Origin of the sequence: Ruegeria sp. B32 (genome assembly GCF_025141855.1) — a bacterium.
GTDB lineage: Bacteria > Pseudomonadota > Alphaproteobacteria > Rhodobacterales > Rhodobacteraceae > Ruegeria > Ruegeria arenilitoris.
Window position 1 is genome coordinate 642,270 of record NZ_CP081106.1, and the last position, 20,524, is coordinate 662,793.

Genomic DNA, 20,524 nt, shown 5'->3' on the forward strand with positions numbered 1-20,524 from the left:
GGCTTCAAGGGTTTTCTTTCACTTGACAGTCACATTTAACGTGACCGTGGCCGTGAAGAAGTTCAATTAGGCATCAGAAGCGGTCTTTTCTACCCCGGATCTCGGCAAAAACGGCGACCGGGTCAGCCCCCACCATTCCAAGCTGTGCCTGAATCTTGGGATCAGTCGCGCGCAGGAACGGATTGGTCGCCTTTTCCACGCCCAGATTTGACGGCACGGTCGCGCGACCCTTTGCCCGTGCCTGATCGATCTCATGCACCCGTTGCTGCAGCGCTGTGTTGTAAGGATCGATGGTTACCGCAAATCGTGCGTTTGACTGGGTGTATTCGTGACCCGAGCAGACCGACGTCTCGTCGGGCAAAGCAGCGATTTTCGAAAGCGAGGTCCACATTTGCGCTGCGTTTCCTTCGAACAAGCGCCCGCATCCCAGCGCCATCAGGCTGTCGGCCGTGAATACCACCGCGCTTTTGGGCGTGTAATAGGCCACATGTCCCACCGTGTGCCCCGAGACATCCAGGACCTCGACGGGTTCGCCCCCAATCTCGAACCGGTCTCCGTCCGCCACCTGTTTGTCGAGGGGAGGAAGTCGGTGAGCGTCGGCCGCCGCACCAATCACCTGTGCTGGGTGCTGCTCGAGGATGCCCGGCAAGCCGTCGACGTGATCCCAGTGGTGATGGGTCAGAAGGACATGGCTCAGGCGCCAGCCGCGTGCGGTCAATTCGGCCAGAATGGGTCCGGCCTCCGGGGCGTCGACCAGGGCTGTCTGTCCGCTTGCATGGTCATGTGCCAGAAAAGCATAGTTGTCGCTGAGACAGGGGATGGTGACGATCTCAAGAGGCATGGCCTTTTGCCCTTTCGTTGCTAGACTGCGCTCAGCTAAGCCGATCGACCGGGTATCTGCAATGCATCTTGATGTGCAGGATCTTAGGAACTTCTACTACCGCAGCACGCTGGGGCGTGCGGCGCAGGCTGCCATTCGTGGCCGGCTGATCGAGCTTTGGCCCGAGGCCAAGGGCCAGACGGTGGCCGGATTCGGCTTTGCGGTGCCTCTGTTGCGCCCTTATCTTGCGGACGCGCGGCGTGTCATCGGCCTGATGCCCGGACCGCAAGGGGTGATGCCTTGGCCCGCCGGTATGCAGAATGTATCGGTGCTGACCGAGGAAACCCGGTGGCCGATCGAAACCGGTCATGTGGACAAGCTGGTGGTCATGCACGGGCTCGAGACCTCGGAACGACCCAGTCAACTGCTTGAAGAATGCTGGCGTGTTCTGGGGCCCGGCGGTCGAGCGGTGTTCGTCGTTCCCAATCGGGCCGGGCTTTGGTCCCGAACGGACCGCACGCCCTTCGGCTACGGTCATCCGTATTCGGCAACCCAGTTGGAAAACCAGTTGCGCGCACATCATTTCGTGCCCGAGATGCACTGTTCCGCGCTTTACCTGCCGCCCTCGTTCCGGCGGTTTTGGCTGCGCTCGGGTGGGTTGATCGAAAAGACGGGGCAACGGATCCCGACTATCATGGCCGGTGGTGTTCTGATGGTCGAAGCCAGCAAGCTCGTGCGGCCACCAAGCGGCAGCGTGACCAAGGATGCCGAAAAACGCCCCATCAAAGCGCTGGACGGATTGCTGAAGCCGGCGTGAACCGGCGCGCATCCACCAGCGCGGGATTCCCGGAAACATGAGGGAAAAAGGCCACAGGAATCGCAAAAACAGGCAACTTGGTAACATTTTTCACGCCGGCGAATGGGTTCAAACCGTCGCAGTTTCCGTAACCGATTGAAAAGAAAGATTTTGTGGATAAAGCTGAGCCCGGCATAACATATTGCTAGGTGGCTTAGGCTCTGCTACATCCCCGGTGATTTTGATCCCCGCCCTTTCAGGACGGGGTTTCCTCACGCCCCCGGTTCAGCTGCCGCACGCGAAATCGGGGCCCAAAATATCGGAAGGGTGGACGTGTCCGAACCAGCTTCGATTTCGACGGGCATAGCCAAACGCTATGCAACGGCGATCTTCGAGATCGCAAAAGAGAACAAGGACCTTGCAGGTCTGGAAACCGGCATCAATGACCTTTCGGCTGCATTGAGTGAAAGCGCGGACCTGCGCGAGGTGATCTCTTCGCCGCTGATCTCTCGGGCCGACCAGCAGGCGGCCATCACCGCCGTGGCCGACAAGATGGGGCTGCACCCGATCATGCGCAACACGCTGGCTCTGATGGCGCAGAAGCGCCGTCTGTTCGTGCTGCCGCAGCTGATCAAGGTTCTGCGCGAAATGCTGGCCGACGAGCGCGGCGAAGTGACTGCCGAAGTTGCCTCGGCCAAGGCGCTGACCAAGACCCAGCTGGAAAAACTGTCCAAGACACTGTCCGAGCGCGTAGGCAAGGACGTGACCATCAATGCGACCGTCGATGAAAGCCTCATCGGTGGTCTTGTCGTCAAAGTGGGCTCGCAGATGATCGACAGTTCGATCCGCTCCAAGCTCAACTCCCTACAGAATGCAATGAAAGAGGTCGGATAAATGGGTATCCAAGCCGCAGAGATTTCTGCAATCCTGAAAGACCAGATCAAGAATTTTGGTCAAGAAGCAGAGGTGGCCGAAATCGGCCGCGTGCTGAGCGTCGGTGACGGTATTGCCCGTGTTTACGGCCTGGACAATGTGCAGGCGGGTGAGATGGTCGAGTTCCCCGGCGGCATCATGGGCATGGCGCTGAACCTCGAAGCCGACAACGTCGGTGTCGTGATCTTCGGCTCGGACCGTGACATCAAGGAAGGTGACACTGTCAAGCGCACCAACTCGATCGTGGACGTTCCGGTTGGTGACGAACTGCTGGGCCGCGTTGTTGACGGTCTGGGCAACCCGCTGGACGGCAAGGGCCCGATCAATGCCAAGCAGCGCGGCGTCGCAGACGTCAAGGCACCGGGCATCATCCCGCGTAAGTCGGTGCACGAGCCGATGGCGACCGGCCTGAAGTCGGTTGACGCGATGATCCCGATCGGCCGTGGCCAGCGTGAGCTGATCATCGGCGACCGTCAGACCGGCAAGACCGCCGTGGCCCTGGACACCATCCTGAACCAGAAGGTCTACAACGAAGCCGCAGGCGACGATGAATCGAAGAAGCTGTACTGCGTCTACGTGGCCATCGGCCAGAAGCGTTCGACCGTTGCTCAGCTGGTGAAGAAACTGGAAGAATCCGGCGCCATCGAATACTCGATCGTCGTGGCCGCAACCGCGTCCGACCCGGCACCGATGCAGTTCCTGGCACCCTATGCCGCAACCGCGATGGCCGAATACTTCCGCGACAACGGCCGCCACGCTCTGATCATCTACGATGACCTGTCGAAACAGGCCGTCGCTTATCGTCAGATGTCGCTGCTGCTGCGCCGTCCGCCGGGCCGCGAAGCCTATCCGGGTGACGTTTTCTACCTGCACTCGCGCCTGCTGGAGCGTTCGGCCAAGCTGAACGAAGACTTCGGCGCCGGTTCGCTGACCGCTCTGCCGGTCATCGAAACCCAGGGCGGCGACGTGTCGGCCTTTATTCCGACCAACGTGATCTCGATCACCGACGGCCAGATCTTTCTGGAAACCGAGCTGTTCTATCAGGGCATCCGCCCCGCCGTGAACACCGGTCTGTCGGTTTCGCGTGTGGGCTCGTCGGCTCAAACCAACGCGATGAAATCGGTCGCTGGTCCGGTGAAACTGGAACTGGCCCAGTATCGTGAAATGGCTGCATTTGCGCAGTTCGGTTCGGACCTCGACGCCGCAACCCAGCAGCTGCTGAACCGTGGTGCGCGTCTGACCGAGTTGATGAAGCAGCCGCAGTACTCGCCGCTGACCAACGCGGAAATCGTATGCGTGATCTTCGCCGGCACCAACGGCTATCTCGACAAGATCGACGTTTCGGACGTTGGCCGCTACGAGGCCGGTCTGCTGGCGCATCTGCGCGGCAAGCATGCCGATCTGCTGCAGTGGATCACCGACGAAGATCCCAAGATCAAGGGCGAGGCTGCCGACAAGATCAAGGCTGCGCTGGACGAATACGCCGCAACCTTCGCTTAAGGAGACGCGGCGATGCCAAGTCTAAAGGACCTTAAAAACAGGATCGAGTCGGTCAAATCGACCCGCAAGATCACCAAGGCCATGCAGATGGTCGCGGCTGCAAAACTGCGCCGCGCCCAAGAATCTGCCGAAGCCTCGCGCCCCTATGCCGAGCGGTTCAATGCCGTGATGGCAGGGCTGGCAGCATCGGTCGGGGGCAGCGACAGCGCCCCCAAGCTGCTGCGCGGCACGGGCAGCGACGATGTCCACCTTCTGGTCGTCATGACGGCCGAACGTGGGCTCTGCGGCGGCTTCAACTCGAACATCTCCAAGCTGGCTCGCGCCAAGGCGGATGAGCTTCGCGGCAAGGGCAAGACGGTCAAGATCCTGACCGTCGGCAAGAAAGGCCGCGACGCGCTCAAGCGTGAATATGGCGATCTGTTCGTCGGTCACATCGACCTGAGCGAGGTCAAGCGCATCGGCTATGCCAACGCGCAGGACATCGCAAAGGACATCCTGTCGCGTTTCGACGCGGGCGAGTTCGACGTTGCAACGATCTTCTACGCGAAGTTCCAGAACGTCGTGACCCAGATCCCGACGGCCCAGCAGATCATCCCCGCCTCGTTCGAAGACGAAGCGACGGGTGACGACAGCGGTGCCATCTTCGACTACGAGCCCAGCGAAGAGGCCATCCTGGCCGACCTGCTGCCCAAGGGGGTCGCGACAGCGATCTTCTCGGCTCTGCTCGAAAACGGTGCGTCTGAACAGGGTGCGCGGATGTCCGCGATGGACAACGCGACACGCAATGCGGGCGAGATGATCGACAAGCTGACGATCCAGTTCAACCGCTCACGTCAGGCCGTGATCACCAACGAGCTGATTGAAATTATTTCCGGCGCCGAAGCGCTGTAGAGACAAACCGGAGACGAAACATGGCGAATGCAAAAGGCAAAGTCACACAGATCATCGGGGCCGTCGTCGACGTGCACTTCGAAGATCAGTTGCCTGAAATTCTGAACGCACTTGAAACTGAAAACAACGGCAAGCGCCTGGTGCTGGAAGTTGCCCAGCACCTGGGTGAAAACACCGTCCGGACCATCGCGATGGACGCGACCGAAGGTCTGGTCCGTGGCGCGGATGTTGTCGACACCGGCGCACCGATCTCGGTTCCGGTTGGCAACGCCACCCTGGGTCGCATCCTGAACGTTGTCGGCGAGCCGATCGACGAAAAAGGCCCGGTCGAAGCGACTGAAACCCGTGCCATCCACCAGCCCGCGCCCGAGTTCGACGAACAGTCGACCGAGTCGGAAATCCTGGTCACCGGCATCAAGGTGGTTGACCTGCTGGCCCCCTACGCCAAAGGCGGCAAGATCGGCCTGTTCGGCGGCGCCGGCGTGGGCAAGACCGTTCTGATCATGGAACTGATCAACAACATCGCGAAAGTGCACTCGGGCTTCTCGGTGTTCGCCGGTGTTGGTGAACGGACCCGTGAAGGCAACGACCTGTACCACGAGATGATCGAATCGAACGTCATCAAGCCCGACAACCTGTCGGAAAGCCAAGTGGCCCTGGTCTACGGTCAGATGAACGAACCTCCGGGGGCGCGTGCCCGTGTTGCTCTGACCGGTCTGACCCTGGCCGAGCAGTTCCGCGACCAGTCCGGTACCGACGTTCTGTTCTTCGTCGACAACATCTTCCGCTTCACGCAGGCGGGCTCCGAAGTGTCGGCTCTGCTGGGTCGTATTCCTTCGGCCGTGGGCTACCAGCCGACGCTGGCCACCGACATGGGCGCTCTGCAGGAACGCATCACCTCGACCAAGAAGGGCTCGATCACCTCGGTGCAGGCGATCTACGTGCCTGCGGACGACCTGACCGACCCCGCGCCGGCAACCTCGTTCGCGCACCTCGACGCAACCACCGTTCTGAACCGTGCGATCTCGGAAAAGGGTATCTATCCGGCCGTGGACCCGCTCGACTCGACCTCGCGCCTGCTTGACCCGGCCATCGTCGGCGAGCGTCACTACAAGGTTGCGACCGACGTTCAGCAGATCCTCCAGCGCTACAAGTCGCTGCAGGACATCATCGCCATCCTCGGCATGGACGAACTGTCGGAAGAGGACAAGCTGACCGTGGCCCGTGCCCGTAAGATCGAGCGCTTCCTGTCGCAGCCGTTCGACGTGGCCGAGGTCTTCACCGGTTCGCCGGGTGTTCAGGTTCCGCTGGAAGTCACCATCGACTCGTTCGAGCGTGTCGTGGCCGGCGAATTCGACCACCTGCCCGAAGCGGCCTTCCTGATGGTCGGCGGCATCGACGAAGTGATCGCCAAAGCCGAGAAGATGGCCGCAGCAGCTGCCTAAGGAGTATCCCCGATGGCAAACACGATGCAATTCGACCTCGTCAGCCCGGAGCGGAGCCTTGCTTCGCTTCAGGCCAGCGCGGTCCAGATTCCCGGCGCGGACGGGGACATGACGGCGATGCCCGATCATGCCCCCACCATCACCACGCTGCGTCCGGGCATCCTGAAGGTCGAAGCGCCCGAAGGGTCCAGCGAATACCTGGTCACCGGCGGGTTTGCCCAGATCAACGGCGATGCCCTTTCGGTACTGGCCGAAAAGGCCATCCCGGTTGACGAAGTGACCCGCTCCCATCTGGACGAGCTGATTGCCGAGGCCCGTGCCTCGCACGAGGCGGCGAAGGAAAATGGCGAACAGACCATTGTCGACGAGGCAGCCAAGCTGCTGGCCGACATGGAAGCGCTGGGAACGCATATGAGCCTGTAACGGCTGATGTACCGTCAGAATTGGAAACGGCCCTGCTGCTGCGGGGCCGTTTTTTTGTCGTGATTTCGCCGAAAGGTCAGGATAAGTTGCGGAAATTCATAGGAATTGATGCGCAATGAAGAAATTCTTGACCCACCCCATCGGAATTGACCGAGGTGAAGAGGTTCTGTTCTCGGAATTCGCAGATGGCGGAGACATGTGGACGGGCGAGGGGCCGCGGGAACGACGCCGGCCCGTTACCTTCAGCCAACCCTTCCGCTCCCCGCCCGTTGTGCAGATTGGAGTGTCCTTGTGGGATGTCGATACCTCATCGGCCCTGCGCGCCGAGTTGCTGTCCGAAAATGTTACAATCGCGGGCTTTGATGCGGTGTTCCGGACGTGGTCGGACACCCGTATCGCCCGGATCCGCGTGGCATGGACCGCGATCGGGGAAGTTGCGCACGAGGACGACTGGGACATCTCCTGACCCGCCGTTCCCAGCGGGCCATCCGCAATGATTTAGGGTTCGATCATTGCCACGCGTTTCGCGTGCCGGCCGCCTTCGAATTCGGTGCTCAGAAAGGCATCGACAATATCCAGCGCCAATCCAGTGCCAACAACACGCGCGCCGATCGACAGCATGTTGGCGTCATTGTGCTGGCGGATCATGCGGGCGGAGAACGTATCCGAACACACGCCGCAGCGGATGCCTGGAACCTTGTTTGCAGCCATCATGATACCTTGCCCCGTGCCGCACAGGATAATGCCCAATTGGCACTCGCCCGAGACGACGGCCTCGGCGGCGGCTTTGCCGTGCTTGGGGTAATCCGTGCTTTCGGGGCTGTCAGGGCCGAGATCCAGAACGTCCCAGCCTTGTGCCGCTGCAAAAGCGGCAACTTCCTTGCGCAGGTCGATGGCAGCGTGATCGCTGGAAAGAACCAGACGTTTGTTGGCGGTCATGGGAATGGCTTTCCGGTTTCTTCAGTCTGTGTGGTACAGGGATTCGTAGATCGGGATCAGGGTCTTGTCTTCGAACAGCGACGACACTGATGTGCCCTGCCAGATGTTCAGAATGGCCTGTGTGAAGATCGGGGCCGTCGGCACTGTGCGGATATTCTTGGCCTTCTTGATGTCTTCGGTCGGCATGATCGTGTCGGTCAAAACAAGCGATTTCATCACCGAGTTCGAGACGCGTTCAACAGCCGGGCCGCTCATGACGCCATGGGTGATGTACGAGTGAACCTCGCGTGCGCCGTTGTCTATCAGCACCTGCGCCGCCTTGCACAGCGTACCGGCCGTGTCGCAAATGTCGTCGACGATCAGGCAGATCTTGTCCTTCACGTCGCCGATCACGGTCATCTCGGCCACTTCCCCGGCTTTTTCACGCCGTTTGTCGACGATCGACAGAGGAGCGCTGATCCGCTTGGCCAGCTCGCGGGCACGAGCCACACCGCCGACGTCCGGCGAAACCACCATCAGATCGTCCATCTGGTCGCGGAACTGGTCCTTGACGTCCAGCGCAAAGATCGGAGAGGCATACAGGTTGTCGACCGGCATGTCGAAAAACCCTTGGATCTGTGCCGCATGCAGGTCCATCGTCAGGATGCGTTCGATCCCGGCACCGGTCAGCATGTTGGCCACAAGCTTGGCGCTGATCGGGGTGCGCGCCTTGGTGCGGCGATCCTGGCGGGCATATCCGAAATAGGGGATAACCGCGGTGATCCGCGCCGCCGACGATCGGCGCAGCGCATCGGCGATGATCAGTAGCTCCATCAGGTTGTCATTGGCCGGGTTCGAGGTGGGCTGGATGATGAACATGTCCTCGCCCCGGACGTTCTCGAAAACCTCGACAAAGATCTCGCCATCGTTGAACCGTTCGACCCGCGCATCGACCAGACGCTGGTTGACGCCGCGGTGCAGGCTCATGCGGCGCGCGATGGTTTCGGCAAGCGGAAGGTTTGCGTTCCCAGCAATAAGCTTGGGTTCGTGATGTGTCGGCATCGGCTGAGGTCCCCGGGCAGCAGTGGCAATGTGACAGATTCGTGATGTTGACACCGCTTAGCATGGCCTTACGGTTCCGCAAAGGTAACTGGGTGGAGAAATTGCACATGGCCGACATTGACTACTTTTTTGCGACACTGTCGCCCTATTCCTATCTCGCCGGGCTACGGCTGGAGGAGATCGCGGCCAAGCACGGCGCCACCATCGACTACAAGCCGGTCGACATCATTGCGCTGTTCGGGCGCACCGGCGGCGTGCCCCCCAAAGACCGCCACCCGTCGCGCATCGAATACCGGGCGCAGGAACTGGTGCGTCAGGCCAAGAAGACGGGCCTACCGTTCAACCTGCAACCTGCACATTGGCCGACCAACGCGGCGCCGTCCTCATACGCCATCATCGCGGCCATTCAGGATGGGTCGGGTGATGTGGGAAAACTCTGCCATTCTTTTCTGCGCGCCTGCTGGGCCGAGGACAAGGACATCGCGCAGGACGACGGGATCCGCGACTGTCTGGCCGGAGCGGGCTTTGATCCGGCGCTGGCCGACAGCGGACTGCTGGTCGGGGCCGAGACCTATGCGGCAAACCTCGAAGAGGCGGTGGACCGCGGCGTGTTCGGCGCGCCTTTCTACATCACGCAAGACGACCAAAGGTTCTGGGGGCAGGACCGGCTTGAGGATCTGGACGAGCATCTGGCCACGCTCAAAGCATGACCGTGGCCAAGGCCGTGCTGCCGCCCGTACACGTTCGCACTCTTGGGGCGGGTGCCCGAAAGGTGCTGGCGCTGCATTGCACGATCGCGCATTCCGGTGCGTGGTCCGGTCTGGCCGTTGCCTTGGGCGATCAGGCAACGCTGATCGCACCCGACATGCTGTCGCACGGACGCAGTCCGGATTGGGGCGGGCAGGGGGATTTCTTCGACCTCACCACAGCCCTGTCGCGGGCGCAGTTGAGCGAACCGATGGACGTGATCGGGCATAGTTTCGGCGCAATGGTTGCCCTGCGGCTGGCCATCGAATACCCGGACCTTGTGCGCAGCGCCGTTCTGATCGAGCCGGTGTTCTTTGCGGTCGCTCACCAGGACGCGCCAGCGCTTGCGGCGCAGCACGCGGCCGAATCCCAGCCATACAAGACTGCCCTTGCCGAAGGCGACGCGCCCCGGGCCGCCCGTCTGTTTAACCGCATGTGGGGCACGACCGACCGCAGCCCGCGCTGGCCGGACCTGCCCGAGCGAGCCCGAAATGCGATGATCCGGGGCGTCGGAGTGGTCGGCGCGGTCGAGGGGCCGCTGTTCCGCGACACCACCGGCCTGTTGGCCCCGGCGGCCATGGGGCGGGCCGAAATGCCGATCCTGCTGCTGCATGGATCGGCCTCGCACCGGATCATGGCCGTGGTCAATGCCGGGCTGTGCACCCGCTTGCCCGATGCGCGGCAGGGCGTTGTCGAGGGGGCAGGGCACATGCTGCCCATCTCGCACCCGGACGAGACGGCCGCGCAGATCGACGCATTCTGGAGCGCCTAGAGCAGCGCCAGAAACCGGTCGATTTCTTCTGTCGGTGTCGACCAGTCGCAGACGAACCGGCAGGCCAGCATCTCATCCTCGTCCGGGCCGTCTAGTGGGTCGCCCCAAAGGTGATAGACGGCACCGGCCGCGTGAAGGCGCCTGTGCAGGCTGCGGGGAAAGCTGGCAAAGATGATGTTGGCTTGGGATTCATGCAGGAACTGCGCACCCGCAGCCCGCAGCCCATCGGCCAGACGGGCGCAATTGGCGTTGGCCTTACGGGCCGAGCGCAGCCACAGATCATCGCGCAGATAGGCCGCCATCTGGGCCGATAGATACCGGTGCTTGGAAAACAGATGCGCCCCGCGCTTGCGGCGCAGCTCGAACTCCCAGGCCTTGCTTTCGTCGAAGAAGATCACCGCTTCGACCCCCATCAGCCCGTTCTTGGTGCCGCCAAAGCTGACCGCATCCACGCCCGCCTTCCACGTCATCTCGGCCGGGGAACAATTCAGCGCGACAAGCGCATTGGTGAACCGCGCGCCATCCATGTGGACGGGCAGGCCGAATTCCTTGGCGACCCCGCACAGGGCCTGCAGTTCGGCCAGCGAATAGACAGAGCCGCGCTCGGTCACCTGCGTGATCGACACTGGCCCGCGTTGTGGCCCATGCACGCCGCGGGTCTCTTCAGCGGCGATGGTGCGGCGCAGTGCATCCGGCTGCATCTTGTCGCCGCCCGGAACCAGCGTCAGCTTGGCGCCGGTGTAGAATTCGGGCGCGTTGCACTCGTCCTCATGAATATGTGCGACGGGCGAGCAGAATACGGTCTCCCACGGCTGCGACAGGGTCGCCAGAGCCAGCGAGTTTGCCGCCGTTCCGGTCGCCACCAGATAGACCGCCGCCCCGGGCGCCTCGAAGATGCCCCGGATCCGGTCGCGCACTTCGTTCATCAGGTCATCGGCGCCATAGGCCATCTGATAGCCCTGATTGGCCTCGGCCAGCGCGGTCAGAACCTCGGGGTGGACGGGCCCGGAATTGTCAGAGGCGAAATGCATCAGGTTGGCTCCTCGATAATGTAGTCTTCCCACTCTTCCTCGGGCGTCTCGAATTCGGACACGGTAAGCCCTTGAACCGAAACGCCGGCGGCGTGGACGCTGTCGGGCGACCCTGACAGCAACGGGTGCCAATCGTAAAGGGGCTTGCCCTCCCACAACAGGCGGTAGGCGCAGGTCTGAGGCAACCAGTAGGCGTGTTCGTGAATGTTGTCCGGGCGCATGACGATGCATTCCGGTACGAACTGGTGGCGGATGTCATACTGGGTGCATCGGCACGTCGCGTCATCCAGCAGCCGGCAGGCGACACGGGTCAGGGCAACCTCGCCGCTGTCCTCGTCCTCAAGCTTGTTCAGGCAGCATTTGCCGCAGCCGTCGCACAGGGCTTCCCATTCGCGCGGGTTCATTTTCTGCAAGGGCTTGCGCTCCCAGAAACGCGGGGCCAGCCCGGCGCGGTCGATCGGATCCTTGCTCATGTCGCGGCCAGTATCTTGCGCGCGCGATCGCAGTCTTCGGTCATCTGGGCGATCAGAGCATCGAGGCGGTCAAAGGTCATCTCGGGGCGCAGGAATTCGACCAGACCCACCGAGAGGGTCGCCCCATAGAGATCGCCGGAGAAGTCGAACAGGAAGGTTTCGATATTCGGCACCTCGCCATGGAACATCGGCCGCACCCCGACCGAGGCCGCACCGTGATAGCTGCCGGCATGTGGGCCATCCAGCACGTCGACCAGAACCGCGTAGACGCCGAATTTTGGGGGGTGGATTCCTTCGATCGACATATTGGCCGTGGGAAAGCCCAATTCGCGGCCGCGCTGTTCGCCGCCGATCACCTCGCCTTCGATCCGGTGCCAGTGGCCCAGCATGGCCGCCGCGTCCCGCGGGCGGCCGTCGCTCAGGGCTTGCCGGATCGCGGTGGACGAGACCACGTGATCGGACTGCTGCATCAATGGGGCGATGGTGACACCGAACCCCATCTGCTGGCCGAACTGCACCATGTCCTGTGCGGTGCCGCTGCGGCCTTTGCCGAAACAGAAATCGGCCCCGATCACCACATGGGCCAGACCCAAGCCTTGGCAGATCACGTTGCGGGCGAATTCCTCGGGCGTCAGCCCGGCGAGCGCGGCGTTGAACGGCAGTTCGTAGAGTTTCTGTACGCCCAACTTCTCCAGCCGGTGCGCGCGCGCATTGCCCCGCATCAGACGAAAGGGCGGCGCGTCCGGGGCGAAATATTCGCGCGGGTGCGGCTCGAAGGTCAGAACGCCCAAGGGCGCATCGGGGCATGCCTTCCGGGCCAGATCTATCACCGACTGGTGGCCAATATGAACGCCGTCGAAATTCCCGATCGCAACGCTGGCGCCGCGGTCTTCTGGGTCTACAAACTGGAAATCCCGGATGATCTGCATGGGGCTTGCCTAGCGGGACTGTCCGCCGGGTTCAAGCGGCAGTTCCAGACCAGCGCCCAGCAGGGCGTCAAAACCTGCCGTCAGTCGAATTTCCGTGATGGAGCCAAAACCATCGCCTCGCCAACCAGAACCTTCTTGCCGTCTACTGCGCAATGGCAATCCAGCTTGACCCGGCGCTTGGCGAAGTCGATGTCGATCACCTTGACTTCGGCATAGACCATGTCGCCGGGGCGGACCGGTGCAAGGAATTTGAGCGACTGGCCCATGTAGACGGTACCATGGCCCGGAAGCTGTTCACCGATCACGGCCGAGATCAGACCAGCTGTCAGCATCCCGTGGGCGATGCGCCCTTCGAAAATCGTATCGCGGGCATAGTCGTCATCCAGATGCACCGGATTTCGGTCGGTCGAGACCTGGGCAAACATCTCGATGTCTTCGTCCGTCACCACTTTGCGCAGGTAGCGGATCATGCCCATTTCGATGTCTTCGATACAGATCGTTCCGCGTGGAAGATTGTCCAACATGTTGCCCTCACTATACATCGGCCCGGCAACAAAAAATCACCAACGACCCAAGGTTGGCAACTTTATTACTTCGCAACTGCAGAAAATCAAGCGTTTTCTGCCTAGCGCAGACGGCCGATCGTATAGGTTGGGTTGATGTTTTCCTTGGAAATATAATCGCTTAAGGCATCCGGATCCGGCTGGTGCGACGTTTTTGTTTCCGATGCGGCCAGACCGCCGCTGATGAACAGGGAATCAATTCCCTCTCCCATGCCGCCGGCGATGTCGGTATGCGGACCGTCGCCGATGGCCAGAATCTCGTCATCCGGAACGTCTGTTCCCAGCGCATGCAGGCGACGCCGGGCCAGATCATAGATGGGCGGGTGTGGTTTGCCGAAATACAGGCTCTCGCCGCCCATTTCGGAATAAAGCTTGGCCAGCGCACCGGCGCACCATTCCCGAACTTCGCCCCGATCGACCACGATATCGGGATTGGCGCACAACAGCTTCAGGCCTTTCTGCTTGGCATACAGGAAGTCCGGGCGGTTCACGGCCGGGTCGGCCATCGGGTCGAACGGGCCACAGCAGACGATCCCCTCGGCGTGGTCCAGCGGCACGCGTTCGATGTGGATCGGATGTTCCAGGATTTTCAGCGGCTCGAAGAAGCCGGCGTCGCGCTCCCACTCACCCATGAAATAGACTTTCTCGCCCACGGCCCCGCGGAACATGGCGGACCGGGCCGAGTCACCACTGGTCGCGATGGTGTCGTAGCAGTCCGCGGGGACGTTGAACTGTTTTAACTGCTCTGCAACCCCGGCACGCGGCTTCGGAGAGTTCGTCACCAACACCACTTTGCCGCCCCGGTCGCGATAGGCCTTCAACGCGGCAACAGCTTCGGGGTAGGCGGTAATGCCGTTGTGGACGCAGCCCCACAGATCCACGAACAGCGCCTTGTAACGGTCGGAAATCTGGTCAAGCGCGGAGATGATCTGGGTCATGCGGGCCTCGGGCTGTTGAAACGGCGTTGCGCCACCTATGGCAAAGCTGGCCCCGCTTGACCAGAGGCAGCCGGGTGCAGGCCGTCATTCCTCGTCGCTCAACTTTTCGACATCCGGGGCCTGCTGCACGGTTTCGGTGCCAAGAATGACCTGCGCGCCGATGCGGGTCTGGTACCGAATGACGGCGAGATAGCCGGGGCCAAGTTCATCCTGCAGGACGTCGACCAACGACGTTTCCCGCAGGCTCTCGGGCAACAGCCCGGCAACGGACGAGACCTTGAATTGCGCCTCGGGCGGCAGATCGACGATCACCCAGACCTCGGCCCGTTTGCGTTTGGCATTCACGTCGATGCGGATGATCTCGACCGATACCGGGTCCGCCCAGTCGCGGATCGCTTGCGCAACTTCGGCCTCGGTTCGGGTTTCCAGGTAACGGTTGTAGGTCGATTTGCCCAACTGGACCACGACGAGGGCCAGGAACGCCATGGTTATGACCACACCGGCAGTAAAGTTGAGCTTGCGCCGGCCCTTGCCGAATGCAACCGACCTTGCGGCATAGACGATATAGACCGCGCAGGCCGACAAAACGATCGCACCAAGGTTGGTCGCGAACAAAAGACCCGCCTCGTAGGCGTCGGCGGATTCCCCGAAATACAGCAGGATCCCGGACGCGGACAATGGCGGAACCAGAGACACGCCGATGGCGGCGCCGGGCAGCAGGCTCAGTTCGGCCTTGTTGATCTGGACGTATGCGCCGGCCACGCCGGCCGCGAGCGCCACGATCAGGTCTTCGGTGCCCGGGTCGGTGCGGGCCAAGACCTGATCGGGGATCAGGATGCCGCGCGGGACATCGGCAAGATAAACCAGGATCCAAGCCATCAGAACGCACAGAACCGCCGCAATGCAGACCGTCAGGGTCAGAACGAAAGCGCGTTTCAGCCAGCCCATGACCATCGCAGCCGCAATGCCCAGAATTGGTGTCATCAGCGGCGCGACCAGCATCGCGGCAATGACCACGGCGCCAGAGTTCCGCAGCAGCCCCATGGTTGCGATGATCACCGAAAGGGTCAGCAGCATGGCAAAGCGCCGCCAATAGGCAAGCCTGTCGCCGCCTTCGAACAGCAGAATGCTGCGTGTCGTGCTGTATTTCCGTGTGACCACCGTGTCTCGATCCACCCTGTCCCTGCGTCCAGCCTAGCAACGATTTGGCATCCGGCAAACCTTTCGACGCGCAAACAAAAAAGGCGCCCGGTGGGGGCGCCTTTCGCTGAACTATTAACGGGATCAGACCTTGAGGTTCGGAATGATCTGCTTCTTGCGGCTCATGATGCCCGGCAGAACAACCGTGTCGCCGGACACCGAAGCGCCAAAGCTTTTCTCGGCAACCGATTTGACCAGGTCGTTCGGCACCAACAGGGTGGCCTCTTCGTTCAGGATGTCGACGACGAACAACAGCACCTGGTCCACACCGTCTTCCTGGGCCACCTCGACCATCGACTGGGCCAGGCTGTCCTTGCGGTCAAGCACCACGCCCGGTGCGGTAGTTTCCAGAACGGACACGCGGAACTTGGTGCCGTCGACCTCGTATTCCTTGCTGTCCATGCGGATCAGTTCGGCGTCCGAGAAAGACGATACGTCCGATTTCGCGGCGAACATGTCGGCAGCATAGGCCGAAACATCCAGACCCAGCTCGGCGGCCAGCTTCTCGGCCACTTCGCGGTCATGCGCGGTGGTGGTGGGCGAGCGGAACTCCAGCGTGTCCGACAGGATGCAGGTCAGGGCCGCGCCCTTGACGGTCTCGGGCATCTTGGCGGCGTCGTCGCCCATCAGGTCGATCATGATGGTTGCCGTGCAGGCCAGCGGGCGAACGGTAATGTCGATCGGGCCTTTGGTTTCCAGCCCACCGACCAGCTTGTGATGGTCGATGATGGCGCGGATATCGGCATTGTTGACATTGGCAGGCAGCTCGGCCGGGTTGTTGGTGTCGACGATGATGACTGGCGCATCGGTCTCGACATCCTCGATGATGCGCGGCTTGGGCAGGTCCCAGCGCTGCAGCATGAAGGCGGCTTCGGTGTTGGGCTCGCCCAGCAGGACGGCCTCGGCCTTTTCGCCTTTGACTTCGTTCAGATACCAGGCCCACAGGATCGGCGATCCGGTTGAGTCGGTGTCGGGAGATTTGTGGCCAAATACTTGGATGGTCATGTCTGTTTCCTGCACATAAGGAGTTTGCGCGCCTTATAGGGTGGTCCATTGGCGTTGTCACCCGGCAGAAACACGGCTGCGACGGTTGGTCTGACAGAAGCGCTGACCGCTCAGAACTGTGCGCGGCTCAGTTGATATCCGGCGCGTTCCAGCTGCTGCAAAAGTCCATGGTCTCCACCCAGATGGCCGGCACCAACCGCGATCACCGCCGTCTGGTTTTCGATGGTCAGGATCGTTTCCATCCAGTTGTCGTTGCGTTGAACCAGAAGCTGGTCCTCGAATGCGGCCCATTCCTGTGCAAACACATCGGGCGCCAGGCCCGAAACATCGCGCCCATATATCTTTGCGAATTGCAGGATTTCTGCGTGTTTCTCCTCGAAATATGCGCTGGCCATGGTCACCATGTGGTCATCACCGGCGTCAAAGGCATCGACCATGCGCACCAGAGACTGCACCTGCTCTTCAAGCGTGTGGCTGTCGAAGATCGCGATCAGATCTTCGATCTGTTCCAGCGAATATTGCGGCTTGCCCGCAGCTTCGGCCAGTTCAGTCAGGCGCGCATCCATTCCCCGGTCTGCATCTGGCACCTGAAGCATGCAGGGTGGCATACCCAGCATCATCGACAGGAACCAAGGGCGCAGTTTCGCGGCCATCCAACCGGGAATGCCGCGTGCCGAAAGCGCCTTGGAAATCACGGCCCAGTCCTCTTCGCTCATCAGATCGATCAGAGTTGGTCCAGAGTTGATCAGGACCGGGCTGAAATCCTTGGCCAGGTCTTGTTCGAAAGCGGACATGTCGGATTGGGTGATCTCGAAGTAAAACGCGTCGGCCTCGCTCAACGTCGGTGCCAACCGCTCGACCACCGGGCCCATTCGCGGATCGTTGACGTGCAATGTGCCGATCAGATGCAAAACAGTGTTGTCCTTCTGTGCAATCCAGTGATTGCCTTCGGGATATGCCATCTGACTGGTGGCCGCGTTCAACTCGGCCCGGGCCTCAGGCGTCATGTCTTGCCGCAAATCGCGCCCGTCACAGGCGGCATGGGCCACAATTGGATGCAGAGCAGCAAGCAGGGCAAAAAGAAACACGCGCATAAAGACCATTCCGATTGTGGCTGAAAGAACTTGGGAACAGATAGCCACGCCCGCCTACCGCGCGCAAGCCGTGTATCCGTATGGCGTTTCTCGGAAAAAACCATAGCATGGCGTCATGAACCGCGAACAGGATCTCTATCCTCCGATCAAGGCGCTATTGCAGCGGCAAGGGTACTCCGTGAAAGGAGAGGTGGGCGCCGCCGACATCGTGGCCGTCAAGCCCGGTTGTGATCCAGTGATCGTTGAATTGAAGCTGAGATTTTCGCTGGCCTTGTTCCATCAGGCCGTGACCCGGTTGAAGGTATCGGATCAGGTCTATGTGGCCGTCTGCAAGCCCACCGGCCGGTCGGCGCGCCGGGCGCTGCGGGACAACCTGTCCCTGTGTCGTCGGTTGGGGCTGGGTTTGATCACCGTTCGTGCGGATGGGCGGGTCGAAGTCCATTGTGACCCTGGACACTATGCGCCGCGAAAGAACAAGGCCAAAGCTGCGCGACTGTTGCGCGAGTTCGAGCGGCTGGAAGGGGACCCGAACTCAGGTGGGGCAACCCGGCACGGAATCGTAACTGCCTATCGGCAGGATGCCCTGAAATGTGCCGCGCATCTGGCCGAACACGGGGCGACCAAAGGTGCTGAGGTCGCCAGTGCCACCGGCGTTGCGGCCGCGACGCGCCTCATGCGCGAAAACCATTATGGCTGGTTCGAAAAGGTGGCAAAGGGCGTCTATGAACTGTCGCCTTCCGGGTCCGAAGGTCTGAAGCATTGGGCTTACAGCTGGGAAGACCCGACCTGACCAGGCCGGCCTCAGGCTGCGCGCGAAAAAAATTCATCACCGATTGTTGACTCGCCGGAAATCACCCCCTAGCTATGCGTCGTTAGCACTCGACTAAGCTGAGTGCTAACGCCCCGCAAGACCGCGGGGGGAGGAAAACAACCTTTGAGCCCAAGGAGCTGCAAAGATGGCATTGAAACCGCTTCATGACCGCGTGCTGGTTCGCCGTACCGAAAGCGAAGAGAAAACCGCAGGCGGCCTGATCATTCCCGACAGCGCAAAAGAAAAGCCCAGCGAAGGCGAAGTTGTTGCAACCGGCGAAGGCGCGCGGAAAGACAGCGGCGAACTGATCGCGATGGCTGTTAAGCCCGGCGACAAGATCCTGTTCGGCAAATGGTCCGGCACCGAGGTCCACGTCGACGGCGAAGAGCTGCTGATGATGAAAGAAAGCGACATCATGGGGATCATCGAGTAACGCGCACGCGCTTGCTCTGATCTTCATTTCAAACACATTTCTCGAGGAGAAAAAGACATGTCTGCAAAGGACGTCAAGTTCGACACCGATGCCCGCAACCGCATGCTGAAGGGTGTGAACATCCTGGCGGATGCTGTGAAGGTGACCCTCGGCCCCAAAGGCCGCAACGTGGTTCTGGACAAATCCTTCGGCGCGCCGCGCATTACCAAAGACGGTGTTTCGGTCGCCAAGGAAATCGAACTGGAAGACAAGTTCGAGAACATGGGCGCGCAGATGGTGAAAGAAGTCGCCAGCCGCACCAATGACGAAGCCGGTGACGGCACCACCACCGCAACCGTTCTGGCTCAGGCCATCGTCAAGGAAGGCCTCAAGCAGGTTGCTGCCGGCCTGAACCCGATGGACCTGAAGCGCGGCATCGACATGGCGACCGCCAAAGTCGTCGAGGAAATCAAAAACGCTGCCCGCGAAGTCAAAGACAGCGACGAAGTCGCGCAGGTTGGCACCATCTCGGCCAACGGCGAAGCTGAAATCGGCCGCCAGATCGCAGACGCAATGCAGAAGGTTGGCAACGAAGGCGTCATCACCGTCGAAGAGAACAAAGGTCTGGAAACCGAGACCGACGTCGTCGAAGGTATGCAGTTCGACCGTGGCTACCTGTCGCCCTATTTCGTCACCAACGCCGACAAGATGATCGCCGAGCTGGAAGACTGCATGATCCTGCTGCACGAGAAGAAACTCTCGTCGCTGCAGCCGATGGTTCCGCTGCTCGAGCAGGTGATCCAGTCGCAGAAGCCGCTGCTGATCATCGCCGAGGACGTTGAAGGCGAAGCGCTGGCAACCCTGGTTGTCAACAAGCTGCGCGGTGGTCTGAAGATCGCTGCCGTCAAGGCTCCGGGCTTCGGCGATCGCCGCAAGGCAATGCTGCAGGACATCGCAATCCTGACCGGCGGTCAGGTCATCAGCGAAGACCTGGGCATGAAGCTGGAAAACGTCACCATGGACATGCTTGGCACCGCCAAGAAAGTGTCGATCACCAAGGACGAAACCACCATCGTCGACGGTGCTGGCGAGAAGGCCGAGATCGAAGCACGCGTTGCCCAGATCCGTACCCAGATCGAAGAAACCACCAGCGACTACGACCGTGAGAAGCTGCAAGAGCGCGTTGCCAAACTGGCAGGCGGTGTTGCCGTTATCCGCGTCGGTGGCATGACCGAAGTTGAAGTGAAAGAGCGCAAGGACCGTGTGGACGACGCTCTGAACGCAACGCGCGCCGCCGTTCAGGAAGGTGTCGTCGTGGGTGGCGGTGTTGCCCTGGTTCAGGCCGGCAAGGCTCTGGCCGACCTGAAAGGCGCAAACGCCGATCAGGACGCAGGCATCAATATCATTCGCAAGGCCATCGAGGCTCCGCTGCGCCAGATCGCCGAGAACGCAGGCGTCGATGGTGCCGTGGTTGCCGGCAAGGTCCGCGAATCGACCGATGCGGCCTTCGGCTTCAACGCTCAGACCGAAGAATATGGCGACATGTTCAAGTTCGGCGTGATTGACCCGGCCAAAGTGGTGCGTACCGCTCTGGAAGACGCAGCCTCGGTTGCAGGTCTGCTGATCACCACCGAAGCCATGGTTGCCGACAAGCCCGCCAAAGAAGGTGCAGGCGCCGGTGCTGGCATGCCCGACATGGGCGGCATGGGCGGCATGATGTAAGACGGCCGGGTTCGCGTCAGCGAATTCAGACAACCCGCA

At 61.2% G+C, this 20,524-nt stretch carries 23 protein-coding genes; 12 read left to right on the forward strand and 11 right to left on the reverse strand.

Annotated elements, in window-relative coordinates:
• Nucleotides 1–73 precede the first annotated feature (73 nt).
• Nucleotides 74–841: a hydroxyacylglutathione hydrolase gene (gloB, locus tag K3752_RS03375; RefSeq protein WP_260064965.1), complete on the reverse strand. Its 768-nt coding sequence runs from the start codon at nucleotides 839–841 to the stop codon at nucleotides 74–76.
• 61 nt (nucleotides 842–902) lie between these two features.
• Here gloB and K3752_RS03380 point away from each other — a divergent pair, with 61 nt between their 5' ends.
• The 7 genes from K3752_RS03380 to K3752_RS03410 all read left to right on the forward strand — a co-directional run bounded on the left by K3752_RS03380 (nucleotide 903) and on the right by K3752_RS03410 (nucleotide 7,274).
• Nucleotides 903–1,637, forward strand: a complete 735-nt coding sequence (locus tag K3752_RS03380; RefSeq protein WP_170339950.1) for a class I SAM-dependent methyltransferase — start codon at nucleotides 903–905, stop codon at nucleotides 1,635–1,637.
• A 312-nt stretch (nucleotides 1,638–1,949) separates the two neighbouring features.
• Entirely contained in the window at nucleotides 1,950–2,510 is a 561-nt protein-coding gene (locus K3752_RS03385) for a F0F1 ATP synthase subunit delta (protein ID WP_093965027.1), read from the forward strand.
• Nucleotides 2,511–4,049, forward strand: coding sequence for a F0F1 ATP synthase subunit alpha (gene atpA / locus K3752_RS03390; protein WP_170339951.1), 1,539 nt, complete (start codon nucleotides 2,511–2,513; stop codon nucleotides 4,047–4,049). It abuts the gene before it with no gap.
• A gap of 12 nt (nucleotides 4,050–4,061) precedes the next feature.
• A complete protein-coding gene (locus tag K3752_RS03395; protein WP_260064970.1) occupies nucleotides 4,062–4,940 on the forward strand; it encodes a F0F1 ATP synthase subunit gamma in 879 nt (292 codons plus the stop codon).
• 20 nt (nucleotides 4,941–4,960) lie between these two features.
• A complete protein-coding gene (atpD, locus tag K3752_RS03400; protein ID WP_093964636.1) occupies nucleotides 4,961–6,385 on the forward strand; it encodes a F0F1 ATP synthase subunit beta in 1,425 nt (474 codons plus the stop codon).
• A gap of 12 nt (nucleotides 6,386–6,397) precedes the next feature.
• Nucleotides 6,398–6,808, forward strand: coding sequence for a F0F1 ATP synthase subunit epsilon (locus K3752_RS03405; protein WP_093964637.1), 411 nt, complete (start codon nucleotides 6,398–6,400; stop codon nucleotides 6,806–6,808).
• 115 nt (nucleotides 6,809–6,923) lie between these two features.
• Nucleotides 6,924–7,274 carry an H-type lectin domain-containing protein gene (locus K3752_RS03410; protein WP_260064974.1) on the forward strand — a complete coding sequence of 117 codons (351 nt, stop codon included), beginning with the start codon at nucleotides 6,924–6,926 and terminating at the stop codon, nucleotides 7,272–7,274.
• A gap of 32 nt (nucleotides 7,275–7,306) precedes the next feature.
• On the opposite strand, the gene rpiB is transcribed toward K3752_RS03410, so the two are convergent.
• Together rpiB and K3752_RS03420 are read right to left on the reverse strand one after the other, a co-directional pair.
• Nucleotides 7,307–7,747 carry a ribose 5-phosphate isomerase B gene (rpiB, locus tag K3752_RS03415; RefSeq protein ID WP_170364844.1) on the reverse strand — a complete coding sequence of 147 codons (441 nt, stop codon included), beginning with the start codon at nucleotides 7,745–7,747 and terminating at the stop codon, nucleotides 7,307–7,309.
• Between the two features lie 21 nt (nucleotides 7,748–7,768).
• Complete coding sequence (locus K3752_RS03420; RefSeq protein ID WP_093964640.1) at nucleotides 7,769–8,788, reverse strand: ribose-phosphate pyrophosphokinase; 1,020 nt, start codon at nucleotides 8,786–8,788, stop codon at nucleotides 7,769–7,771.
• Between the two features lie 107 nt (nucleotides 8,789–8,895).
• Here K3752_RS03420 and K3752_RS03425 point away from each other — a divergent pair, with 107 nt between their 5' ends.
• Nucleotides 8,896–9,498, forward strand: coding sequence for a 2-hydroxychromene-2-carboxylate isomerase (locus K3752_RS03425; protein WP_260064977.1), 603 nt, complete (start codon nucleotides 8,896–8,898; stop codon nucleotides 9,496–9,498).
• On the forward strand, nucleotides 9,495–10,307 hold the full coding sequence (locus K3752_RS03430) for an alpha/beta fold hydrolase (protein WP_260064979.1): 813 nt from the start codon (nucleotides 9,495–9,497) through the stop codon (nucleotides 10,305–10,307). Before K3752_RS03425 ends, K3752_RS03430 begins: the two co-directional genes overlap by 4 nt.
• Here the strand turns inward: K3752_RS03430 and K3752_RS03435 are convergent.
• The 8 genes from K3752_RS03435 to K3752_RS03470 form a co-directional block, all read right to left on the reverse strand.
• A complete protein-coding gene (locus K3752_RS03435; protein ID WP_260064981.1) occupies nucleotides 10,304–11,338 on the reverse strand; it encodes a low specificity L-threonine aldolase in 1,035 nt (344 codons plus the stop codon). The two genes, K3752_RS03430 and K3752_RS03435, sit on opposite strands and share 4 nt — an antisense overlap.
• Nucleotides 11,338–11,811, reverse strand: a complete 474-nt coding sequence (locus tag K3752_RS03440; protein WP_170340543.1) for a YcgN family cysteine cluster protein — start codon at nucleotides 11,809–11,811, stop codon at nucleotides 11,338–11,340. The genes K3752_RS03435 and K3752_RS03440 overlap by 1 nt, the downstream gene beginning before the upstream one ends.
• On the reverse strand, nucleotides 11,808–12,740 hold the full coding sequence (locus K3752_RS03445) for a bifunctional riboflavin kinase/FAD synthetase (protein ID WP_260064983.1): 933 nt from the start codon (nucleotides 12,738–12,740) through the stop codon (nucleotides 11,808–11,810). Before K3752_RS03445 ends, K3752_RS03440 begins: the two co-directional genes overlap by 4 nt.
• Nucleotides 12,741–12,820: 80 nt before the next feature.
• Complete coding sequence (locus K3752_RS03450; RefSeq protein WP_170404865.1) at nucleotides 12,821–13,264, reverse strand: MaoC family dehydratase; 444 nt, start codon at nucleotides 13,262–13,264, stop codon at nucleotides 12,821–12,823.
• A 101-nt stretch (nucleotides 13,265–13,365) separates the two neighbouring features.
• On the reverse strand, nucleotides 13,366–14,241 hold the full coding sequence (locus K3752_RS03455) for an HAD family hydrolase (RefSeq protein ID WP_260064986.1): 876 nt from the start codon (nucleotides 14,239–14,241) through the stop codon (nucleotides 13,366–13,368).
• An 84-nt stretch (nucleotides 14,242–14,325) separates the two neighbouring features.
• Nucleotides 14,326–15,417: a DUF389 domain-containing protein gene (locus K3752_RS03460; protein ID WP_170364831.1), complete on the reverse strand. Its 1,092-nt coding sequence runs from the start codon at nucleotides 15,415–15,417 to the stop codon at nucleotides 14,326–14,328.
• 108 nt (nucleotides 15,418–15,525) lie between these two features.
• Nucleotides 15,526–16,446 (reverse strand): manganese-dependent inorganic pyrophosphatase, encoded by a 921-nt coding sequence (locus K3752_RS03465; protein ID WP_260064988.1) that lies wholly within the window; start codon nucleotides 16,444–16,446, stop codon nucleotides 15,526–15,528.
• 110 nt (nucleotides 16,447–16,556) lie between these two features.
• Complete coding sequence (locus K3752_RS03470) at nucleotides 16,557–17,540, reverse strand: TraB/GumN family protein (protein WP_260064990.1); 984 nt, start codon at nucleotides 17,538–17,540, stop codon at nucleotides 16,557–16,559.
• Nucleotides 17,541–17,655: 115 nt separating this feature from the next.
• Between K3752_RS03470 and K3752_RS03475 the strand changes: the two genes are divergently transcribed.
• The 3 genes from K3752_RS03475 to groL all read left to right on the forward strand — a co-directional run bounded on the left by K3752_RS03475 (nucleotide 17,656) and on the right by groL (nucleotide 20,485).
• The gene (locus tag K3752_RS03475) at nucleotides 17,656–18,330 is read left to right on the forward strand and encodes a DUF2161 domain-containing phosphodiesterase (RefSeq protein ID WP_170441639.1); all 675 of its coding nucleotides are present in this window, start codon (nucleotides 17,656–17,658) and stop codon (nucleotides 18,328–18,330) included.
• A gap of 166 nt (nucleotides 18,331–18,496) precedes the next feature.
• Nucleotides 18,497–18,784, forward strand: coding sequence for a co-chaperone GroES (gene groES, locus K3752_RS03480; protein ID WP_093964650.1), 288 nt, complete (start codon nucleotides 18,497–18,499; stop codon nucleotides 18,782–18,784).
• A 57-nt stretch (nucleotides 18,785–18,841) separates the two neighbouring features.
• Entirely contained in the window at nucleotides 18,842–20,485 is a 1,644-nt protein-coding gene (gene groL / locus K3752_RS03485) for a chaperonin GroEL (RefSeq protein WP_260064992.1), read from the forward strand.
• The last annotated feature ends 39 nt before the right edge of the window (nucleotides 20,486–20,524 follow it).

Excerpts from the sequence above, each read along its gene's own strand:
- gloB (WP_260064965.1), bottom strand. The coding sequence starts at position 841 with ATGCCTCTTGAGATCGTCACCATCCCCTGTCTCAGCGACAACTATGCT.
- K3752_RS03380 (WP_170339950.1), top strand. The coding sequence starts at position 903 with ATGCATCTTGATGTGCAGGATCTTAGGAACTTCTACTACCGCAGCACG.
- atpA (WP_170339951.1), top strand. The coding sequence starts at position 2,511 with ATGGGTATCCAAGCCGCAGAGATTTCTGCAATCCTGAAAGACCAGATC.
- K3752_RS03395 (WP_260064970.1), top strand. The coding sequence starts at position 4,062 with ATGCCAAGTCTAAAGGACCTTAAAAACAGGATCGAGTCGGTCAAATCG.
- atpD (WP_093964636.1), top strand. The coding sequence starts at position 4,961 with ATGGCGAATGCAAAAGGCAAAGTCACACAGATCATCGGGGCCGTCGTC.
- K3752_RS03405 (WP_093964637.1), top strand. The coding sequence starts at position 6,398 with ATGGCAAACACGATGCAATTCGACCTCGTCAGCCCGGAGCGGAGCCTT.
- K3752_RS03410 (WP_260064974.1), top strand. The coding sequence starts at position 6,924 with ATGAAGAAATTCTTGACCCACCCCATCGGAATTGACCGAGGTGAAGAG.
- rpiB (WP_170364844.1), bottom strand. The coding sequence starts at position 7,747 with ATGACCGCCAACAAACGTCTGGTTCTTTCCAGCGATCACGCTGCCATC.
- K3752_RS03420 (WP_093964640.1), bottom strand. The coding sequence starts at position 8,788 with ATGCCGACACATCACGAACCCAAGCTTATTGCTGGGAACGCAAACCTT.
- K3752_RS03425 (WP_260064977.1), top strand. The coding sequence starts at position 8,896 with ATGGCCGACATTGACTACTTTTTTGCGACACTGTCGCCCTATTCCTAT.
- K3752_RS03430 (WP_260064979.1), top strand. The coding sequence starts at position 9,495 with ATGACCGTGGCCAAGGCCGTGCTGCCGCCCGTACACGTTCGCACTCTT.
- K3752_RS03435 (WP_260064981.1), bottom strand. The coding sequence starts at position 11,338 with ATGCATTTCGCCTCTGACAATTCCGGGCCCGTCCACCCCGAGGTTCTG.
- K3752_RS03440 (WP_170340543.1), bottom strand. The coding sequence starts at position 11,811 with ATGAGCAAGGATCCGATCGACCGCGCCGGGCTGGCCCCGCGTTTCTGG.
- K3752_RS03445 (WP_260064983.1), bottom strand. The coding sequence starts at position 12,740 with ATGCAGATCATCCGGGATTTCCAGTTTGTAGACCCAGAAGACCGCGGC.
- K3752_RS03450 (WP_170404865.1), bottom strand. The coding sequence starts at position 13,264 with ATGTTGGACAATCTTCCACGCGGAACGATCTGTATCGAAGACATCGAA.
- K3752_RS03455 (WP_260064986.1), bottom strand. The coding sequence starts at position 14,241 with ATGACCCAGATCATCTCCGCGCTTGACCAGATTTCCGACCGTTACAAG.
- K3752_RS03465 (WP_260064988.1), bottom strand. The coding sequence starts at position 16,446 with ATGACCATCCAAGTATTTGGCCACAAATCTCCCGACACCGACTCAACC.
- K3752_RS03470 (WP_260064990.1), bottom strand. The coding sequence starts at position 17,540 with ATGCGCGTGTTTCTTTTTGCCCTGCTTGCTGCTCTGCATCCAATTGTG.
- K3752_RS03475 (WP_170441639.1), top strand. The coding sequence starts at position 17,656 with ATGAACCGCGAACAGGATCTCTATCCTCCGATCAAGGCGCTATTGCAG.
- groES (WP_093964650.1), top strand. The coding sequence starts at position 18,497 with ATGGCATTGAAACCGCTTCATGACCGCGTGCTGGTTCGCCGTACCGAA.
- groL (WP_260064992.1), top strand. The coding sequence starts at position 18,842 with ATGTCTGCAAAGGACGTCAAGTTCGACACCGATGCCCGCAACCGCATG.